16 protein-coding genes are annotated in these 18,658 nt (G+C 43.3%); 6 read left to right on the top strand and 10 right to left on the bottom strand.

Annotation, left to right across the window (positions count from 1 at the left end; translation table 11 throughout):
• Positions 1–43 precede the first annotated feature (43 nt).
• From FK220_RS12255 to FK220_RS12230, 6 genes are all read left to right on the top strand, one after another.
• Positions 44–625: an O-methyltransferase gene (locus FK220_RS12255; RefSeq protein ID WP_152574618.1), complete on the top strand. Its 582-nt coding sequence runs from the start codon at positions 44–46 to the stop codon at positions 623–625.
• A gap of 19 nt (positions 626–644) precedes the next feature.
• On the top strand, positions 645–1,418 hold the full coding sequence (locus FK220_RS12250) for a class I SAM-dependent methyltransferase (RefSeq protein WP_152574617.1): 774 nt from the start codon (positions 645–647) through the stop codon (positions 1,416–1,418).
• 52 nt (positions 1,419–1,470) lie between these two features.
• On the top strand, positions 1,471–2,001 hold the full coding sequence (gene ilvN, locus FK220_RS12245) for an acetolactate synthase small subunit (protein ID WP_152574616.1): 531 nt from the start codon (positions 1,471–1,473) through the stop codon (positions 1,999–2,001).
• A 61-nt stretch (positions 2,002–2,062) separates the two neighbouring features.
• The gene (gene ilvC / locus FK220_RS12240; RefSeq protein ID WP_152574615.1) at positions 2,063–3,538 is read left to right on the top strand and encodes a ketol-acid reductoisomerase; all 1,476 of its coding nucleotides are present in this window, start codon (positions 2,063–2,065) and stop codon (positions 3,536–3,538) included.
• A gap of 64 nt (positions 3,539–3,602) precedes the next feature.
• Positions 3,603–5,195 carry an NADP-dependent glyceraldehyde-3-phosphate dehydrogenase gene (locus FK220_RS12235; RefSeq protein ID WP_152574614.1) on the top strand — a complete coding sequence of 531 codons (1,593 nt, stop codon included), beginning with the start codon at positions 3,603–3,605 and terminating at the stop codon, positions 5,193–5,195.
• A 393-nt stretch (positions 5,196–5,588) separates the two neighbouring features.
• The gene (locus FK220_RS12230; RefSeq protein WP_152574613.1) at positions 5,589–6,854 is read left to right on the top strand and encodes a serine hydrolase domain-containing protein; all 1,266 of its coding nucleotides are present in this window, start codon (positions 5,589–5,591) and stop codon (positions 6,852–6,854) included.
• A 123-nt stretch (positions 6,855–6,977) separates the two neighbouring features.
• On the opposite strand, the gene FK220_RS12225 is transcribed toward FK220_RS12230, so the two are convergent.
• The 10 genes from FK220_RS12225 to FK220_RS12180 all read right to left on the bottom strand — a co-directional run bounded on the left by FK220_RS12225 (position 6,978) and on the right by FK220_RS12180 (position 18,595).
• Entirely contained in the window at positions 6,978–7,880 is a 903-nt protein-coding gene (locus tag FK220_RS12225) for a hypothetical protein (RefSeq protein WP_152574612.1), read from the bottom strand.
• A gap of 370 nt (positions 7,881–8,250) precedes the next feature.
• The gene (locus FK220_RS12220; protein ID WP_166204900.1) at positions 8,251–9,648 is read right to left on the bottom strand and encodes a hypothetical protein; all 1,398 of its coding nucleotides are present in this window, start codon (positions 9,646–9,648) and stop codon (positions 8,251–8,253) included.
• Positions 9,649–10,102: 454 nt separating this feature from the next.
• Entirely contained in the window at positions 10,103–11,284 is a 1,182-nt protein-coding gene (locus FK220_RS12215; protein WP_152574610.1) for a putative Ig domain-containing protein, read from the bottom strand.
• 181 nt (positions 11,285–11,465) lie between these two features.
• Positions 11,466–11,843 (bottom strand): DUF2200 domain-containing protein, encoded by a 378-nt coding sequence (locus FK220_RS12210; RefSeq protein WP_152574609.1) that lies wholly within the window; start codon positions 11,841–11,843, stop codon positions 11,466–11,468.
• A 201-nt stretch (positions 11,844–12,044) separates the two neighbouring features.
• Positions 12,045–12,401: a bleomycin resistance protein gene (locus FK220_RS12205; RefSeq protein ID WP_152574608.1), complete on the bottom strand. Its 357-nt coding sequence runs from the start codon at positions 12,399–12,401 to the stop codon at positions 12,045–12,047.
• Between the two features lie 561 nt (positions 12,402–12,962).
• Complete coding sequence (locus tag FK220_RS12200; protein ID WP_152574607.1) at positions 12,963–13,883, bottom strand: alpha/beta fold hydrolase; 921 nt, start codon at positions 13,881–13,883, stop codon at positions 12,963–12,965.
• Between the two features lie 176 nt (positions 13,884–14,059).
• The gene (locus FK220_RS12195; protein ID WP_238718999.1) at positions 14,060–14,821 is read right to left on the bottom strand and encodes a class I SAM-dependent methyltransferase; all 762 of its coding nucleotides are present in this window, start codon (positions 14,819–14,821) and stop codon (positions 14,060–14,062) included.
• 375 nt (positions 14,822–15,196) lie between these two features.
• A complete protein-coding gene (locus FK220_RS12190; RefSeq protein ID WP_166204898.1) occupies positions 15,197–16,039 on the bottom strand; it encodes a C-GCAxxG-C-C family protein in 843 nt (280 codons plus the stop codon).
• A gap of 78 nt (positions 16,040–16,117) precedes the next feature.
• Positions 16,118–18,121, bottom strand: a complete 2,004-nt coding sequence (locus tag FK220_RS12185; protein ID WP_152574605.1) for a sulfatase-like hydrolase/transferase — start codon at positions 18,119–18,121, stop codon at positions 16,118–16,120.
• A gap of 132 nt (positions 18,122–18,253) precedes the next feature.
• A complete protein-coding gene (locus FK220_RS12180; RefSeq protein WP_152574604.1) occupies positions 18,254–18,595 on the bottom strand; it encodes an HNH endonuclease in 342 nt (113 codons plus the stop codon).
• Positions 18,596–18,658: the final 63 nt, after the last annotated feature.

Here is an 18,658-nt window from a genome sequence, read left to right as displayed (position 1 = left end):
GGATAGTTCCTCTTCTAGCGAGAGGGATTTAAGGGGCAAAATCATGAACGATTCAAATATTTTGGACAGACCCGGGATCCATCCGGAAATAGAGAAAAAATCAAAGGAGATCGGTTTTACGATGCCTTCCGATCTCTATATTGGTACCTTATTGAGGACCTTGGTTGCCTCCAAACCCAAGGCCCGTGTTTTGGAACTGGGAACCGGTATAGGTCTAAGTTTGTCTTGGATGGTCGATGGAATGGACAATGACTCAAAGTTGATAACCATTGACAACGATCCCAAGCTTACGGGCATCGCGAAACAGTATTTTGGCAGTGATGGGCGCGTAGAAATTATTTGTGCCGACGGAGACGATTGGATCGAGCAATACGATGACGATTCCTTTGATTTGATTTTTGCCGACGCCTGGCCAGGGAAGTATAGCCAGATCAAAGAAGTACTCGATTTGGTGAAAGTAGGCGGATTCTATATAATCGATGATATGAACGCCCAGCCCAACTGGCCCGATGGGCACCAGACAAATGTGGATGGTTTGATACACTATTTGGAAAACCGGGACGATTTTACCCTGACCAAATTGAATTGGTCTACAGGGTTGGTTATTGCAGTAAGAAATAAATAAACGAAACTAGGGCGCTGATATGCCACAAATAGTCAATACATGGGACAGCGGTCTGTACGACGATAAACATTCGTTCGTCTACCACTATGGTTCCAGTCTCATTGAACTGCTTGATCCGCAAATGGATGAACGAATTTTGGATGTGGGCTGTGGTTCAGGGGTCTTGACGGAAGAAATCAGGAAACGGGCCGGCGAGGTAATCGGCATGGATGCATCACTTGGGATGATCCAAAAAGCAAGGTCATCGTTTCCACACTGTGATTTTCGAGTGGGCGATGCAGCCGACTTTTTGTTTAAGACACCTTTTGATGCCATTTTTTCCAATGCTACCCTGCATTGGGTGACCGACTATAGGAAGGCCGTTCAATGTATGTTCGGAAATTTGAAAAAAGGAGGTAGGCTAGTGGCTGAATTTGGCGGTAAGGATAATGTTAAGGCCATCACCGATGCGCTACGAGATGCCTTGAAAACAAGGGGCTATAGAAAACAAGCCCGCTTAAAACTATGGTATTTTCCTTCGATCGGGGACTATTCATCCGTTTTGGAAGCAGTGGGTTTCAGGGTGACATTTGCACGATGGTACGACCGTCCGACCGAATTGGACGATAAGCAGAACGGAATAATCGATTGGTTGGACATGTTTGCCAAGCCATTTTTTACCGGGGTAACCGAAGAACACGTAGAGGAGATAAAACAAGGGGTGCAGCAAAACTTGGGAAGGGATTTGTTCAGAAATGGCAGTTGGTATGCCGATTACAAAAGAATTCGAATTATAGCAGTAAGGGAAAAATAACAAGAGGTACTAAAATTAACATCCCTCACCTTAAAGAGGGATTTTAAAGAAGATGAAAAAACAATGGTTTACAATTTCGGTCTATTCCGAAAACAACGTGGGGTTACTGAACAGGATATCTGGGATATTTCTTAAGCGACACATTAATATTGAGAGCTTAAATGTCTCCAAATCAGAGATTGATGAGGTTTCAAAATTTACCATCGTGGTAAACACCACCGAAAAGTGGGTGCATAATATTGTAGGCCAAATCGAGAAGCAGATCGAAGTTATCAAGGCTTTCTATCACACCGATGAAGAAACCATCTATCAAGAATCCGCTTTGTTCAAGATTGCCTCGCATCTCCTGTTCGATGAACGTCAGATTCAGAATATTATTAAAGAGAACAATTCACAGATAGTGACCGTAGCGAGAGAGTTTTTCGTACTCGCCAAAACGGGTAGAAGACATGAAATCGATGAAATGTACGAACAATTGAAGCCTTTTGGGATCATGCAATTCGTACGATCGGGCCGTATCTCGGTCACCAAGGACGAAATGCAGATTTCGGCCTTGTTGAACGAATTTCAGGAACACGAATAAAATAACCGATTAATTAATAGATTTCCGCCTGGGCGGAAAAGCATAAAAAAGAGCATTGAGCATGGCAAATTACTTCAATACCTTATCCTTACGCGATCAATTGGCCCAATTGGGAAAATGTAGATTTATGGAATCGAGCGAATTCTCCGATGGGGTGTCCGCATTAAAAGGAAAAAAAATAGTCATCGTAGGCTGTGGGGCGCAAGGCTTGAACCAAGGGCTGAACATGCGCGACTCGGGACTGGACATCTCTTATACCCTTCGGGAAGCGGCTATCAAAGAGAAGCGACAATCGTATATCAACGCCACGGAGAATGGTTTTACCGTGGGCACCTATGAGGAGTTGGTACCTTCCGCCGATGTGGTCATTAACCTGACCCCCGATAAACAACATACAAGCGTTGTCAATGCCGTGATGCCCATGATGAAACAGGGGGCGACCCTTTCCTATTCGCACGGCTTTAATATCGTCGAGGAAGGCATGCAGATCCGTGAGGACTTGACGGTAATCATGTGTGCCCCCAAATGCCCCGGTTCGGAAGTGCGCGAGGAATATAAAAGAGGCTTTGGGGTTCCCACCTTGATTGCCGTGCATCCGGCCAATGATCCCCAAGGGAAGGGCTTGGAACAGGCGAAGGCCTACGCGGTCGCCACGGGCGGCCATCGTGCAGGGGTGTTGGAATCGTCATTCGTGGCGGAGGTGAAGTCCGACCTTATGGGCGAACAGACCATCTTATGTGGATTGCTTCAAACAGGGTCGATACTCTGTTTTGATAAAATGATCGAGAAAGGCATCGAGCCGGGATATGCTTCCAAATTGATCCAATACGGATGGGAAACCATTACCGAAGGGATGAAATATGGCGGTATTACCAACATGATGGACCGTTTGTCGAATCCTGCCAAAATAAAAGCCTTTGAGCTGTCCGAAGAAATGAAAAACATCATGCGTCCGTTATTTCATAAACATATGGATGATATCATGACCGGACATTTCTCCAAAACCATGATGGAAGATTGGGCCAACGACGATAAAAATCTGTTGACCTGGCGTGCCGCGACCGGGGAGACCGCATTTGAAAAGACCCCCGCGGGGAGCGATCAAATCCCGGAACAGGCATTCTACGACAATGGGGTGCTTATGGTGGCCATGGTACGGGCAGGAGTGGAGCTCGCCTTTGAATCGATGACCGAGTCGGGCATCATTGCCGAGTCGGCCTATTACGAGTCCTTGCACGAAACACCCTTGATCGCAAATACCATCGCGAGAAAGAAGTTGTTCGAAATGAATCGGGTCATCTCGGACACGGCCGAATATGGTTGCTACCTATTCGACCATGCATGCAAGCCTTTGTTGGCAGATTTTATGAAAAAAATCGATACGGATGTCATCGGTACACACTACGGGGGAGATAAAAGCAATCAAGTGGACAATGCAAAACTCATCGCCGTGAACAAATCCTTACGAGAGCATCCCGTTGAAATCGTAGGCGCACGGCTGAGGGCATCGATGACTGCAATGAAACCCATTGTATAACGACTAAATCCCCGAATACTTGGGGATTTTTTAGTAATTCCTGTTAGAACTTAAAATGACACCTATGAGCACTATAAAAGCAGCTATTCCGCCGGAGTTCCAAATACAAACACTTATTCACCAAAAGAAATATCTGGTCGATGGAGTATTAAGGGAATGGGAAGGGGCGACCACGGAAGTATATTCGACCATTTCCTCCAGGGAAGAATACCAACCTACCCTTTTGGGAAGTATTCCCGACATGGGGGAGCCCGAGGCGAAGGACGCTTTGGAAGCCGCATTGAAAGCCTATGATAAAGGCAAAGGGGTATGGCCTACCATGCACGTGAAAGACCGGATCGAAAGCATGGAGAAATTTGTGAGGCAAATGGAGACCAAGCGCGATGAAATCGTAAAACTGTTGATGTGGGAAATCGGCAAATCGCTGCCCGACTCCCAAAAGGAATTTGACCGAACCGTCGAATACATTTATGATACGATCGAGGACTATAAGCAGCTAGACCGTAATTCGGCCAAGTTCCAGAAACACGATGGGGTGTATGCCCATATTAAGAGGGGTCCCTTGGGCGTCGTGTTGTGCCTCGGGCCGTACAACTACCCCCTGAACGAAACCTTTGCCCTGTTGATTCCCGCCATTATCATGGGGAATACGGCGATTTTCAAACCGGCCAAACACGGGGTCTTGTTGATTACACCACTACTGGAAGCCTTTCAGAACAGTTTTCCCAAAGGGGTTATCAATATCCTTTTTGGTAGGGGTAGGGCGGTAGCCGCTCCCATTATGCAGACCGGAAAGGTAGATGCGCTCGCATTGATCGGGAATAGTAAGTCGGCGAATGCCCTGCAGAGCCAACATCCTAAAAGTAATCGATTGCGATTGGTACTGGGCTTGGAAGCAAAAAATCCGGCCATTATCCTGCCCGACGCCGAAATGCAATTGACCATCGACGAGGTAGTGGCAGGGACTACCTCCTTTAACGGACAGCGTTGTACGGCCCTAAAAGTGGTGTACGTTCATAATGAGGTGAAGGATACCTTTCTTAAAAACTTTGCGGAAGCCATCGACGGACTCAAATTCGGAAATCCTTGGGACGATGGGGTAAAACTGACCCCGCTGCCCGAATCCGGGAAACCTGCCTATATCCAGGAATTGATCGATGATGCTTTGGCAAAGGGTGCGAAGATCATCAACAAGAAAGGGGGACAGCATTTTGATAATTATATCTGGCCGGCAGTCCTGTATCCTGTCACCAAAGACATGCGGGTGTATCAGGAAGAGCAGTTCGGTCCGGTAATCCCCGTACTTTCTTTTGAGGATATCGAGGAACCCTTGGATGATATGGCAGAAAGCAATTATGGGCAGCAGGTGAGTCTGTTTGGAAAGGATGTGTATACCCTTTCCCCCCTGATAGATACCTTGGTGAACTTGGTTTGTAGGGTAAATCTGAACAGTTCATGTCAACGGGGCCCGGATGTGTATCCGTTTACGGGAAGAAAAGACTCCGCCCAGGCGACCCTGAGCGTGCATGATGCCCTGCGTTCGTTTTCTATTCGAACCTTTGTCGCTTTTAAGGACAATGAATTGAATAATGAGACCATCGAAAAACTCTTGGAGACCAAGCTCTCGAATTTTGTGAGTACGGATTATATCTTGTAAAAGAGGATTTTGTAGACCCAAATGGTTTCGTACCAAAGGATGGCCATCCCCTTAAGAGACGTTGGCATCCATTGTTTTTTCCCGTTGCCGGTTTTGCCAACAAGGGAAGTGGTAGGGCAGGGGTTCGCTGGCGGCTGAGGGTGTTTGATCGGTAACGGGCGAAATTTTTTCCGATAACGCCAACAATCATTTGGACCTAAGATAGGCCGAAAAGACATCGGCATACCGAATTTTAGCTGTTCTTGGCATTGATATTCCTTGGATTTAAAATTACTTCTTTGTGTAATTTAGAAGTCATTCAGTCCATATAGGTAAAATAAATAGCCTATTTATCAGTTATTTGTATAGAATGCCCCATGAAAATGTCCCAGTCCCAATCTAACCACAAAAGCCGTGCGCCGATTTAAAACCTTTATTGGAACCCTACTGGTTATCTTTTTGCTTGTAGTGGCAACTGCTTCAACAGTACGTACGAACGAGTCCGATACTACGATTTCCGCGACCGTACCGGAGCATAGGGTGGTTGATGAAAAGGAGGCGAAACGCTACAAGCTACGGCAACAAAAACTAAAAGGTGCCTTAAAGGCCTATTTCGAAAAAGCGATCGCTAACGGTGATATCGTTGGGGCCGGTGTTAGTATCGTCGAAGGGGATTCCATTTTGATTTCCGACGGCTTCGGAAAACGAAGTATCGACGGAAAAGCTAAAATCGATGGCACGACCATCTTCCGCTTGGGCTCCCTATCCAAGGGCTTCGCCGGTGTTCTGGCCGCAGGGTTAAAGAGCGAAGGCAAACTATCCTGGAATGACAAGCTCATTGATTATATCCCCGAATTTAAATTTGGAGACCCCATTAATACGGCCAAGATTACCGTTTCCCATATCTTATCGCACACCTCGGGCACGCCTTATCATAGTTTTACCAATTTGGTGGAGGCAGGTTTGCCCATGGCAACGATCGCCCGGCGATTTGATGAAGTAACGCCCTTAAGTGAACCAGGGCAGCTTTACAGCTATCAAAACGCCATGTTCGCCCTGAGTCAGGAGGTCATGCGCAAAGCAACCGGGAAAGCGGTACAACGTTCGTTACAGAACCGATTCTTTACACCTTTGGGAATGGCTACCGTCTCTATGGATCACGAAACCTTATTGAATTCGGATAATGTAGCGATACCCCATGCACGGGCGCGAAAAGGTTGGCGAAGCCTACCGTTAAAAGATAGGTATTACAATGCCGTGGTAGCCGGAGGTATCAATGCGAGCTCTTTGGACATGGCCAAATGGATGCGTTTTTTGTTGGGTCACAACCCGGAGGTCATGGAAAAAGCGGACATTACCGAAGTTTTTAAGCCTTTTGTAGCCCTCAATGGCCATAACAAATACTACCAACGTTGGCCCGGTCATCTACAATCGTATTACGGTTTTGGGTGGCGCATACACCGATTTCAAGGGATGGATACGAACAAGGAAACTACCATCTGGCATCATGGTGGTAGTGTGAACAACTACCGAAATGAAATCGCTTTATACCCGGAAGATGATCTCGGGATCTGTGTATTGCTCAATGGGAATTCAAAACTGGCACGGACCGTGATTCCGGATGTACGGGCAATCGTACAGCGTGTCGATAGTTCTAACGAAATACCGACGAAAGGATAGCCACTATTTTGCATAAACCTTCTAAAGGCGCTGACCGCAACTCGACAATACCGTGATTTTTAGGATTGATTAGGCTGGTAAGCGGTTGACATCCTAAAAAAATAGCAACTCTATGGAAAGGCACTAAGGCTTTTCGTCGGATAGATTGTTAGGCAAAGTATTTCTTTCAAATTTGTTATGAATAAGAATAATGGCTAACCCAAAAAGAACAGCGGCCACAATTAAAATTGTACTTATTAATCCGCTTACCCCAAATGACATACGGATTAAAATCGTTGAAACTACAAAACCAGAATTTCTTATGATTTTGTGAAATTTATCTGTGTAGAAGAAGGAAATCAACAGAAGAACGACATCCACTAAAATCAAGACGGTAAAAAATTCGTCGAAGAATAAATTATTAATTGTATCAAAACTGGGTAAGTTATTCGAAGTAAAAGAAATGTCCGAAGTCCAATTAAAAAGTGTAATTAAAGCCATTAAAAAAAATATAGGAACTAAACCAACAGCAATTATTTTCTTTCTATGAATGAATCTTTCAATTTTTGGTTTATTCTCATTTGGTGGCTGAGATTTTCGTGTTCCTTGTTTTTGAAACTGAAAAATTAGATAGAAAAGAATGATTGATGCCAAAATATCATAGGTGAATTGTAAATCTCCTTTTATATCAAACCAATTAGATGACAATTCAATTACCGATAAATCCTTAAATAATTTTCGGATAATGATAAGTGTTATAATTTCATACTGTTTAGTTATGTAGGTGGTAAATGACTTTGGTAAATAATAAATTAACAAGTAAACTTCGTAAACAAGTATAAACGAGAACGGGGTGTAAATTGCAGATATGGGATTTTTAAATAATTCTGATTCTAAATGAAAATTTACAACGCTAAATTTTGATAGGTAAATTAAAGTTAAGTGTATGAAAAAGCCAATTAACGCAACATAGAGTATGGTTTTTTCAATCCGCCTTTTGGAGTATTCAGATAGAAAAATTTGATAAAGTTTATTTAATAAATTCATATTCTATTCATTCTGATATGTTTTTCCTAACATAGGGATATGTTTATGAATCATGTCGCATTTATACGTTTAGTGTACAATGTATAAAAATCGCATCGATAAAATCGTACAACTACTGAACAAACCCCTGATAGATTAGTCAGTACGATAGCATGCACGAGCCTGAACATCAGTGATACCGATTGGGCCCCGATTTTTAGCTTCGCAAGGTTTCGTTTTTCATACGCGCCGCAGACGGCCACTAGCGGGGGTTATGGCCACCAGTTTCAAACTGGCGGCAGAGGGAAGATACTTCAAAAAAAGCCAGTAACCTTAGAGAACGGGACTATGGCCTTTATACGATATGTGTTAGCAGTAGTTATTTATTGTTTTAATTGCCGATTTGAAGTTTCGAATTTTTCAAGGGAACACTTAGTATGTCGTCTCCATTCGAATAGAGAAACTGCTTCCCGGAACTAAGGATGTAGGCATTCCAACCATAAGGTAGCATATCTAACTTTTTCGGTTTTGACCAATTTGGAGAATCAAAATCTGCCGAGTTATAGCTTATGAAAAAACCTTGTTGCGCTTCATCACCTTCGAGATATCTGGTGAAAATAATAAAACGCTTCTCCTTATCAACGTAAGGGCTAAATTCTGTCCCCGATGATGTATTTAAACTCTTTAGGTAATCTGTGACTATGAGTTGATCATTTACCAATTTCCCCTGCACAATATCACCACTATTTTCTGGAGTATAAAAATAAAGCTCGTTTTCGGTCCGCCAATAAAAATAACCCCCTTCAATATCAGAACTTTGGGTTAAATCTATTTTTTCCGACCAAGAACCATTATTCTTTTTCAATAACATTATTTTTTCGCTAACGTTCTTTTTTGTGCTGTATATGATTTTATCCCCAAGTGGAGAAATTGCTCCGTTATAGATAGTATCTAAAATCTTAAGCGGAACAGACTCGCCAAAAACCCCATTGTTCTTATAGGAAAGGAAACCAAATTGATTATCCCAATCCGCTGTTCTTGTTTGAAATAGGACATCCTCATTTTTTGTGAAGCTTATGGAGTTTTCAGAGAACGTTCCTGTTGAAAGAACACCTTCATAAAAAACACCATTTTTCGATACAAAGCTACTGTCATAGTAAACCTCTCGAAAGTGGATTTCCCGAATGGTGTCCTCCACTATTTTTTTGCGTACAACCCAGTCGATATTGGTATTGACCGAATCGTACTCGAATGTTCTACCGTTGAAGACTTTTCCCTTGACATTGGTGAAGAATATTTGTTTTTGGAATCCATCTTTTGTGTAAAATGTTGAATCATAACCATGAACTTTATCTCCCTCAAAAGTGGCTCTGTAGGTTTTTCCAAATTGGTTTAAATTATCGGTCATGGTATAATATACCTGGCCAATGGAGTCAAGCCACTCGGTGATTTGCGTGCTATCATTTTCAAATCGTACTTTTTCCAATGAATATTCCGTTGCCCCATCTTCCCTGTATTTTGCGCCGCTATGTATCCAATCATCGTCATAATCATAGATATAATCCGTAAGAACTTTACCGGTTGAATCCAGTTCGAGCCATCTATGGGGGATTCCGTTGGAAAAATAATAGGTTACTCTATATTGAAAAGGTTTTGATAAAGAGTCGGTTGGAAATTTAAAATAGTTGATTTTTTCAAAGGCGATTTTTTTTTGAATGCGAATATAGGACGCCTCATTGCCACAAGCGAAAATCAATAGGACGAAAAAGGCAATTGTTACTATCCTCATGCTGTCTGTTAATGCTTCCAACGCAGCGCTATCTGCAATCCGCGTCATTTTATGTTAATATAGTGAAAAGCTTTTTTGGTTTTTGACGGTATTGGGAGTGTAAGTTAGAGGGGTCAATTGCTTTTAGCAACTGTTAGTGCATGCTAGAGGCCTTGCCGGGGAGCACGGGGTGCGATGCCGTAACTGGCGATGTGCGATCTGGCTATGAAGTCGTTCTTGCCCCCGACGAGCCGCAAGATGGAGCGAGAGGAAGGCACCAGTCAGAAGCCCTGACGCTTCGGGACAGCCGAACCCAAAGTCAGCTTTAGCTGAATGTGCCCTATCGGTCTCCAATAAGAGCAGTGTGGGCGCGGAGCGGTTAAGCGTTCAGGTTTCTTTGCTTTTTTTAGGGCCTAAATGGTTCAATTATCACGTATTGGCCCGTATTGCGTTCATTTATTGGTGGGAACCCTAATTACTTCTTTACCGTTACTTTTATGCTATTTCGGGTCCTATTCGAAAATTGATCAACTGCGGTAAAAATCAATTCAAAATTTCCTTCTAGAGTTGGCAACCCTGATAATTTCATTTTTTTACCATCGAATTCCAACCAATTAAATTCATTTTGATTGATTGTCAGGGTCAATTGATTATCATCTATGTCCTTGAAATAGTCCGCTGGAATCTGTACTTCGAATTTCTCGTCAACCTGTAAGGTTATATCGGGTATCGGATGATTAACAAAAGGCTTAAATACTTTTGTTGTATTTACCCAATAAATATCCGATTCAGTTAGCTTGTTTTCTTCAATTTCTAAGCGGGTAAAGAATAAAAACTTATTGTCGATACTTACAAATGGTCGTCTGTCCCAATCTTTTGAATTTATTGTTGCGTCCAGAAGCTGTGGTTCCGTCCAGTGATTGTTGTGGTCACGATAACTTATATATAAATCTACGAAGGTTTCATTATCCGTATACCTACAAAATAGTATGTATTCCTCTTTTGGAGAAATAAATACACTTTCTTCATCATTTGAAGAATTCAATTTAGATATTTCTTTTACATTTTGGTACTCGTTATCCACTAATTTGGAATAAAACAAATCGGCTGTGTAACAGTTTTCTTTTCCCTGACAATTTCTATTTGATGAGAAATAGATTGTTCCATCATAGGTCATACTAGCAGTAGCTTCCCTGGTTTTGGAACTTAATGGAGTTGGTATTTTTTTAGGGAAGTCCCAATCGCCATTGATTTTATCCAGTTTCCAAATATCGGTAATATATAATTGATCTGTGTCGGGTATGCTTTGGGTGTACAGTAATGATTTACCATCGGGTGTAAAATAGGGGAGAAATACACTTTCATTTTTTAGAGGGTTGAAATCTTTCGGGGTAGCCCATTGACCATCGATTTTTTTCGAATAATATATTTTCCCTTTAACGGCATTCCCACCTAGTATTCCAAACGCTAATTCCCGAGCATCAGGTGTGAAGGAAATCCCATGTTCAAATCGACCTTTCAGCGAAATCGAATCCGCTCCGAATACAATCGGGGTAGTTTCGGGTTCAGATTGTCCAAAGTAATCATTGATACCATTATTTGTCTTACAACCCATCATTGCGATAATAGTAAGGAATGGTATAATTCTTTTTATCATAGCTTGTGATGGTTTTTATGATACCCACGATTTGGGTATGAAACGTAGCGTGTAGAAAGATGCTAACTTTTCGAGTTGAACACAGCGCTGCATTTTAAATTTGGTGGTCTTTGCATATAAGTGTAAACCTTAGGGCTAGGCCCTTGCCAGCTATGTCTTGTGCACATCACGAGCATCAGCATTATTTCTTTTCTTCCCGCATAATTTTCTCCATTTTACGACCTTTTGCCAATTCATCGATCAGCTTTTCCATGCGTCGACATTGTTTGTACACCTGAAATTCATCCTCTATTTCCTCAATTCGATACCCACAAACGACCCCTTTGATCAAGTGTGCGTTTGGATTTATGTTAGCTTTTTGAAAAAATGTTCCAAAGGTCGCTTTTTCATCAATAAGTGCTTGTAAAGCATCTTGATCAAAGCCAGTGAACCATTCCAATACTTGATTGAGTTCTTCCTTGGTTCTCCCGTTCTTCACCAATCTATTCAGGTAGTGTGGATAAATGGATGCAAATATCATATTGGCAACCTTTTCATTTTTTTCGGCTGTAACTTTCATATCGATTAATTTAATTGGTACTAACGTTTATCTGTCTTATTCGTTCTTGTTTCCGACGACCCCGAGTACTCGGGGGAGAGGCAGACACTTTCCGTCGGAAAATGTCCGCCTGACCACAGAGATAATTGGTTGCAGGATTTTCCGGTTCGAAAATCCTGCCGCAATTAATTATGCACCTTCTTAGCAGTTCGTTTTTATTCCCTACATGCTTTGGCCAAAAGTCAATAAATTACTGTCCGGGTCAAGTATTGAAAATTCCTTTTGTTTCCAGGCTTTTAGTTCCAACGTACCGTTGGGGTGGATTTTTGTTTTATTGTCCAACAATACCTGATAAAACTCATCAATGTTATCCGTTCTAATATATACTTGTCCGTAATTTTCTTTTGGGTCCAGTTCTTTAAATTTAAAGAAATGGATTTGAATTTGGTCTTTTTCTATCATCAAATAACCTTCAAAATCAGCACTCCCAAACTCTTTAAATCCTAACGTATTGATATAAAACTCCCTCGTAACATTTTTGTCACGCATTGGTAATTTCGGATTGATGTCTGTTAGCATAATTTCACCTTACGTTTTGTAAAATCACCATTTTTAGCGTTTTAATTCAATTTAAAGTCTCCTATAAATTTCAATCTGGCACGTTTTCCTAAATGACCGCCAACATAGGAATTTGATTATTAATCGTGTCGCGCTTATAGGTGTTGAATGCAATGTATAAAAATCACATCGATTAAATCGTACAACTACCACTGAAACTCCGTGATGGATCGGTCAGTACGATGGTCCGCAATACCTCCGACCTCGGGGATGCCGATGGGGTGCCAATTTTGGGTTTCGCAAGGGTTCGTCTTTCACACACGCAGCAGACGGTCGCTGGCAGAGGTTATTTTAATATTTTATAAGGACGCTCAAAAATTCTTGAATCGCTTCCGATGAACCCATAGCTTATAAACGGCACTATCATCCAAGAGAGTAAATTCCTATATTTTTCCATTGTTGGTATACTGCTTGGTTTTAAAGCACCGCCAACGACCTGCTAAACGCAGACCGAGGGTCACAATTACTTTTGGGGTGGGGGTAATCCAAAAGAAAGTTTGCTCTTTTTGTTGGCAACAGTAATTAATCCAATAATTTGGATACAAATTCATCCAGGGCATCAAGGACTTTTTCCGGTTTCTCAATGTGGATATGATGTCCGCTTTCAAGGCGTATATATTTGTTTTTCCCGTTATTGTACTTGTTAAAAACTGCCTTACTCCATTTGTTCTGGACTTCATTCAATTTTGCTTTTTTATTATCTGCCTTGAGCAAGTAGAGTGGCAGTGCCCCTCCTTCATTATCGAACTTGGAAAACTGTTCCAGGGAGATATCTTCGACGTTTGCCTCTGAACCATAGGTTTTTATCGCCTTGGAAGTTTTGTACGTGGGATGTGGAGGCTGGGGAAGTAGATAATATGGAATTCCGCTCCAAGACATATTTCGGAACGACCAGTTCATCATCTTATAACCTAAGGAGGCTTGTGCACCCTCGGCCTTTGCAACGTCACCCTGGTACGGGTCTATTAAAAATAAACCCAAAACGTTGTTGGGATATTTTTTGGCATAATACCTGGCTATAAATCCTCCTGCCGAATGTCCGATCAAAATGAATGGCCCCGGTATCTTTTCGTTTTCTAAAACTTTTTTGAGTTCGACGGCACTGTTATCGACAGACCTCGGTAAAATTCCCTCTTCACTATGTCCTAATCCAGAACGGTCGTACATAAAGACACGGCCTCTTTTAGCTAATTCATCCTCAATGGAAGACCACGTATGCATTGACTCTCCCAGCCCGGAGATAAGGATAAAAGTGACTTCGCCCTCCCCAGAATATTTGTAATGTACTTTGTTTTGTCCTATGTCGGAAAAGTTACCCGTAGGGGGGTATTCTTTTTTGACTTTGGAATCATAGCTATATTGTTTTATCGTGCCATAAATCAAAAAGATAACGAGCAAGGAAGCCATACTCCCTAACGTCCATTTAGTAATTTTTTTTACCATAAGGGTGGTTTTATCGTTGCCAATAGTTTAATTACACGGAGCGTGGTATTTCGAAGCGTCAAACTATCCAACCCTCAACATATTTAATAACTGTTATCCGTTTCGTAGCTATCGCATCACCCCACATTGCGTATATTTTTTGTGGTGGGAAGAAATTCCATATCGTGCATTAAAAGTTATCGACAAATAAATATCTGTTTTTCAGAATTATCATCAAAATCTGTTTCTTCAAAACTTCCAAACTTATGAGCAATATCAAAACCACTCCATTCCAAATAGGAATCCAATTCTTGGGGAAAAAACATTCTCATGTCCAAATTTTGGATGGAATCGAACGCACCATTTATATAATAATGCCATTCTATGCGATTCATCTGTGTTTTTCTTTCATATCGCATGGTTTGCTTTATCAAAACAGCCCTTCCATCCCTGGTCGTATATTGGGCAATTTCCTTTTGTTCTTTTTCACCATCGCTGATATATCGGATGTCGGGATTAAAGCAATCCAACAGAAATAAACCTCCTTTTTTGAGATGATTTTTGACAACTTCAAATGCCTTAAATAGGTCATCATTGGTATATAGATGATGGATTGAATTGAATGGAATAAAAATAAGGTCGTATTTCTCCGGCAAATCCAAAGTTCTGATATCGGACTCAATGAACGCAACCGTTAATTCTTGTTCGGAAGCTTTCACTTTTGCTTGGTCAAGCATTGAAGCATTGAAATCTACCCCGCAAATATCATATCCATCCTTTGCGATGGGTACCGTAAGTCTGCCTGTGCCACAACAAAGCTCCAGTATTCGGGCATCCTTATTTTTCGGCAGCCAATTTTTATAAAATTCCAAATCAGCTAGGCTGGTATTCATTCCATCGTAAATATTCGCATCATAAATTAATTCACCCACTTTATAATCGCTATTCATTTTGTCCATCAAAATTCTTGGATTGTTTATCATTTTTGACCACCATGCTTACCATTATGCACGACCCTTTCACAGCGCTAATTGCCCACAACAGCTGTAAATAGGTAAAATAGCTATCTTTCTTTGATGTGTACAATGTACAATGTATAAAAATCGTAGCAATAAAATCGAACAGCGCCCATGAAACCTTGTAAACTATCGGTCGGTACACTGGTCCGCGAAACAAGCACCATCAGCGATACCGATTGGGTGCCGATTTTCTAGTGTCGCAAGGGTTTGTCTTTCGTATGCACCACCAACAGACGCTAGGGAATACCCATACCCTGCTATGCCAGGGATTTTGAGACCCAGCCCTTAAAATTTTATCGGTGACCTATTTTATTTTTAGGACTCGGCTAGCGTTTTGATAAGATGGGCACAACCTCCATTCTCCAGAAACTGGGTATGTTCGTCGATGTCATTGAAGAGTTCACTCGCTATTTCCGAACATACTATGTTGTTATTGGTAGTTTTATAAAAGACCTCTAAAGTCTTTTTTGCGTCTTGGTTCTGTACTTGAAATTTCTCATCTTCCCCTTTTATCCTTGTGAGTGATTTCATCCAAACGGCGGCGGCCAAAGCTCCGCAACCTCCACCACTGAGTCCCAGACCGCCGGCGAAGCCTGCAACCATGGTCATATGCTCCTCGGAAGACCCCATTCTTTTGGCTACTTCGGTTGCGCAACTCATCGCCGTCCGATGTTTCTCGAATTCTTCGTCGGTTAATCCTGCCTGGGCCGAGCGAACGGCTTGTGGAGCCCATTCCTGTGCCATTTTAAAGCAATGCAAAAACCGGCCGGTAATCATGTATTTGGCATAACTCCATTTATTGCCAAAATCGCAACGGGTGATTTCTTTACATTGGATGGTCTGCTCCCTCTCCATAAAGGAATTCATTACATGCTGTGTGGCGATAATGGCCGTAGCAATGGCCTCACTTTTAGTTTTGCAGCTACGATAGGCTTCGGCCCCTATTGCCAATGACGCACCCCAGAGCATACCACATTGTTCCCCTTGTTGCATAATTCCTCCTGCCAGGGCTCCCGAAGCTTCTTCTTCCCATTCTTTTGGATGACCAAATTCCCGATTTAAAATATGAAAGAAAGTACGGGAACATGTCCCCAATTTCCTAAATACCTTTCTTCCGTCATTAGGTCCATCCGCGATATTGACAGTATCGGAAACCATATTGCTAATTTTTGGATTGGAAAAAGAAAAATAGGGAGGATCAAGGAGTAATCCAATGACATCCATCAGGTCATCGAATTACCGATACCCCTTGGTATACACCGTTCGATTGGTCGAAGACGCGCCTCCTAATAATCCTTCCCGAGTGGTCTCGACGATCAATGTGGGTTCCCATGGGGTGCCACCGGGCGGTTCAAGCCATAGCGTCTGGGTTACTTTGCTCGTAAGCCATTGGCCGGTTTTGGAATCTTGAAAGGGATACAAAGAGGTGATGACCAGTCTGTTTTCTTTCCAGGTACTGGTCGAAACAATGGGCTTTCCGGTGCGGCCCATTTGGAGGCTGTTCTCGGACTCCGAACCATCCAGGGAGAAGCGATACCGGACCAGTTGCTGAATTTCCCTTGGGATGAATACCACGCGCTCCACCTCCAATTGGTCGGGACGATGTGTAATGGCTATGTGATCCCCCCATCCACTACCCAAGGTGGGCACCAAGGGTTCTGCTACCCGGTTGATGACCGAGACGCGATGTAGTACGGTGGTCGACCAGGCGCCCGAAAAATCAGGATGCTCCATGGCCGCACTCCGCGGACCTAGGGCGTTTCTATCGGTCCGTGCGTAGGTTTGTACCGGCGTTCCCGAATTCGCCGGTGGTGCCACGTATGGGTCCGCCGCATTGGCATTGGCGCTTACCCGGGGATGTTCGATAAAGGTCGCTTCATAGTCGGCCACGATGCTATCCATAATACCGATGACACCAGGGTAATAATCCTTGACATCTATTTCTTCCCTGGGGTCTACCCGTAAATCGAACAAGCGGACCAGGTTATCGGGTGCTGGATCGGGCATTTCGGTTTTGTAGACATACCACAGTTTCCAATCGCGCCATTTGACGGCCATAATTTGTCCAAAACGTTGGGTGAAAATGGCACTTTCCCGATTGGAACGCTTTTGTGTTCCTTCCAAAAAGGGCAATTGGTTAACGCCATCGATGATGCGGTCTTGGGGAACCGCTTCCGGCGAGCCGACGGCATGGAGTATCGTAGTGAACAGATCCACTTCATGCACCATTTCATTGGATACCTGTCCCGCTTTGATCCGATTGGGCCATCGGATGACGGCGGGCGTTCGAATACCGCCCTCCATGGCAGAATTGTAGTAGCCCCTCCACGGGCCTGGGGAACCCCGCCATGGGCGTCTCATCTCGGCACCATTGTCGGTACACCAGATAACGAGGGTGTTGTCTTCGATGCCCGATGCCTTTAATTGGTCCAAGATCAATCCCACATTGTAATCGACGTCGGCCATGGAATCCCCCATATCCCCCGCTCCCGTGGTACCGGACTTGTCGGGGTGGGGCAGGGCGGGAAAATGCAGTTGGGTCATCGCATAGTACAAAAAGAAGGGTTGCCCATTGGCGGCATGCTCCTTGATAAACGCCCTACTTTTTTCGGCAGCTTCTCTATCAATCGTGCGTCTTGTTTCGGGGTCGAAAGGCTTTACTTTTTTGGAATGAGTGCCGGTGGTTCCCTCCCAGATATAAGGGGCCGGTTGTAAATTGGGGTCGAAGCCCTCCATCGTGGGAAACTGGGAGACATGGGTGGTGCCCGGTATGCCGTACCACTCGTCAAAACCTTGTTGGGTCGGTTCCCGTTTTCCATGCCAGTTCTTGGCGCCAAGATCCCATTTGCCAAAAAGTGCCGTCGCATAGCCGACGGACTTCAAACGTTCGGCAATGGTTTCTTCCCACAAGGTAGTACCTGCATAATAGTCCTCTCCTGCACGGACCGCATACCTACCCGTAAGGATGGCAATACGGGATGGCGTACAGGAATATTCCACATTGAAGTTGGTCAACCGGATACCTTCGGCACCAATCCTATCGATATTTGGGGTAGGTACCCCACGTGCGCCGCCGTACGCGGCTACCTCACCGACCCCCAGGTTATCCGGGAAAATCAGGATGACATTCGGTTTTTCTTGTGCGAAGCCAAAGGGGGTTGCCAAAAAGAAGAGTAGTAAAATGAAGGTCGATTGAATCAAACGAAGTGTTCCCATTGCCAAGACGATGTTTTTGCCCAATGGCAAGTAAGTTACTAAAAAGAGGGGCACGATTATTTGAAAAGGGGGATGGAATTTGTTGCTCGGGGGGCACCGGTTGTCAGCCGGCGGGAATGGGGCAGGTGTCAGGGACGGGCGCCTTTGGTGGGCTGATTATAGGCTATTCTCCTGTTTAATCACGCTTGGTGGATTCATGAGCGCATCTTTCACTACCTGAGCTGCTGTATCCTTCGAAATCCCTGTAGTTTTACAATAGTTGCCTTCTAACCAATCCGCCAATAATTTAGCCCCCTTGCTTGCATTGCATGAAGTACAGCATAAGGCAATATTTTCTTTTGTCATGATTCGAATATCATTAACGATGTGCTCCCAAGTGGGTTTTGTTTTTCTCGAATTGTGTTCTATTGAAAAGGCAACACCGCAATAAATACAATGTGTGTCCCTATTAGAAACAAATGCTTCAATTTCTCTTGATATTCCCCATTTATTTGCCATGTCCGCCCTTTCTTGTAGGTTCTGCAGCTATGTTTTATCGCTTAAATCATTTTACACTTTGTC

It is taken from the genome of Pelagihabitans pacificus (genome assembly GCF_009371985.2).
In the GTDB taxonomy this organism is placed as follows: Bacteria; Bacteroidota; Bacteroidia; order Flavobacteriales; family Flavobacteriaceae; genus Pelagihabitans; species Pelagihabitans pacificus.
The sequence above is the reverse complement of the archived record's forward strand: the minus strand, read 5'-3'. Positions and strand labels throughout refer to the sequence as shown.

Bases quoted from the DNA above. Each gene is read 5' to 3' on its own strand.
- FK220_RS12200 (WP_152574607.1), bottom strand. From the start codon at position 13,883: ATGGTAAAAAAAATTACTAAATGGACGTTAGGGAGTATGGCTTCCTTG.
- FK220_RS12225 (WP_152574612.1), bottom strand. From the start codon at position 7,880: ATGAATTTATTAAATAAACTTTATCAAATTTTTCTATCTGAATACTCC.
- FK220_RS12255 (WP_152574618.1), top strand. From the start codon at position 44: ATGAACGATTCAAATATTTTGGACAGACCCGGGATCCATCCGGAAATA.
- FK220_RS12195 (WP_238718999.1), bottom strand. From the start codon at position 14,821: ATGGACAAAATGAATAGCGATTATAAAGTGGGTGAATTAATTTATGAT.
- FK220_RS12205 (WP_152574608.1), bottom strand. From the start codon at position 12,401: ATGCTAACAGACATCAATCCGAAATTACCAATGCGTGACAAAAATGTT.
- FK220_RS12220 (WP_166204900.1), bottom strand. From the start codon at position 9,648: ATGAGGATAGTAACAATTGCCTTTTTCGTCCTATTGATTTTCGCTTGT.
- ilvC (WP_152574615.1), top strand. From the start codon at position 2,063: ATGGCAAATTACTTCAATACCTTATCCTTACGCGATCAATTGGCCCAA.
- FK220_RS12250 (WP_152574617.1), top strand. From the start codon at position 645: ATGCCACAAATAGTCAATACATGGGACAGCGGTCTGTACGACGATAAA.
- ilvN (WP_152574616.1), top strand. From the start codon at position 1,471: ATGAAAAAACAATGGTTTACAATTTCGGTCTATTCCGAAAACAACGTG.
- FK220_RS12210 (WP_152574609.1), bottom strand. From the start codon at position 11,843: ATGAAAGTTACAGCCGAAAAAAATGAAAAGGTTGCCAATATGATATTT.
- FK220_RS12190 (WP_166204898.1), bottom strand. From the start codon at position 16,039: ATGGTTTCCGATACTGTCAATATCGCGGATGGACCTAATGACGGAAGA.
- FK220_RS12180 (WP_152574604.1), bottom strand. From the start codon at position 18,595: ATGGCAAATAAATGGGGAATATCAAGAGAAATTGAAGCATTTGTTTCT.
- FK220_RS12235 (WP_152574614.1), top strand. From the start codon at position 3,603: ATGAGCACTATAAAAGCAGCTATTCCGCCGGAGTTCCAAATACAAACA.
- FK220_RS12215 (WP_152574610.1), bottom strand. From the start codon at position 11,284: ATGATAAAAAGAATTATACCATTCCTTACTATTATCGCAATGATGGGT.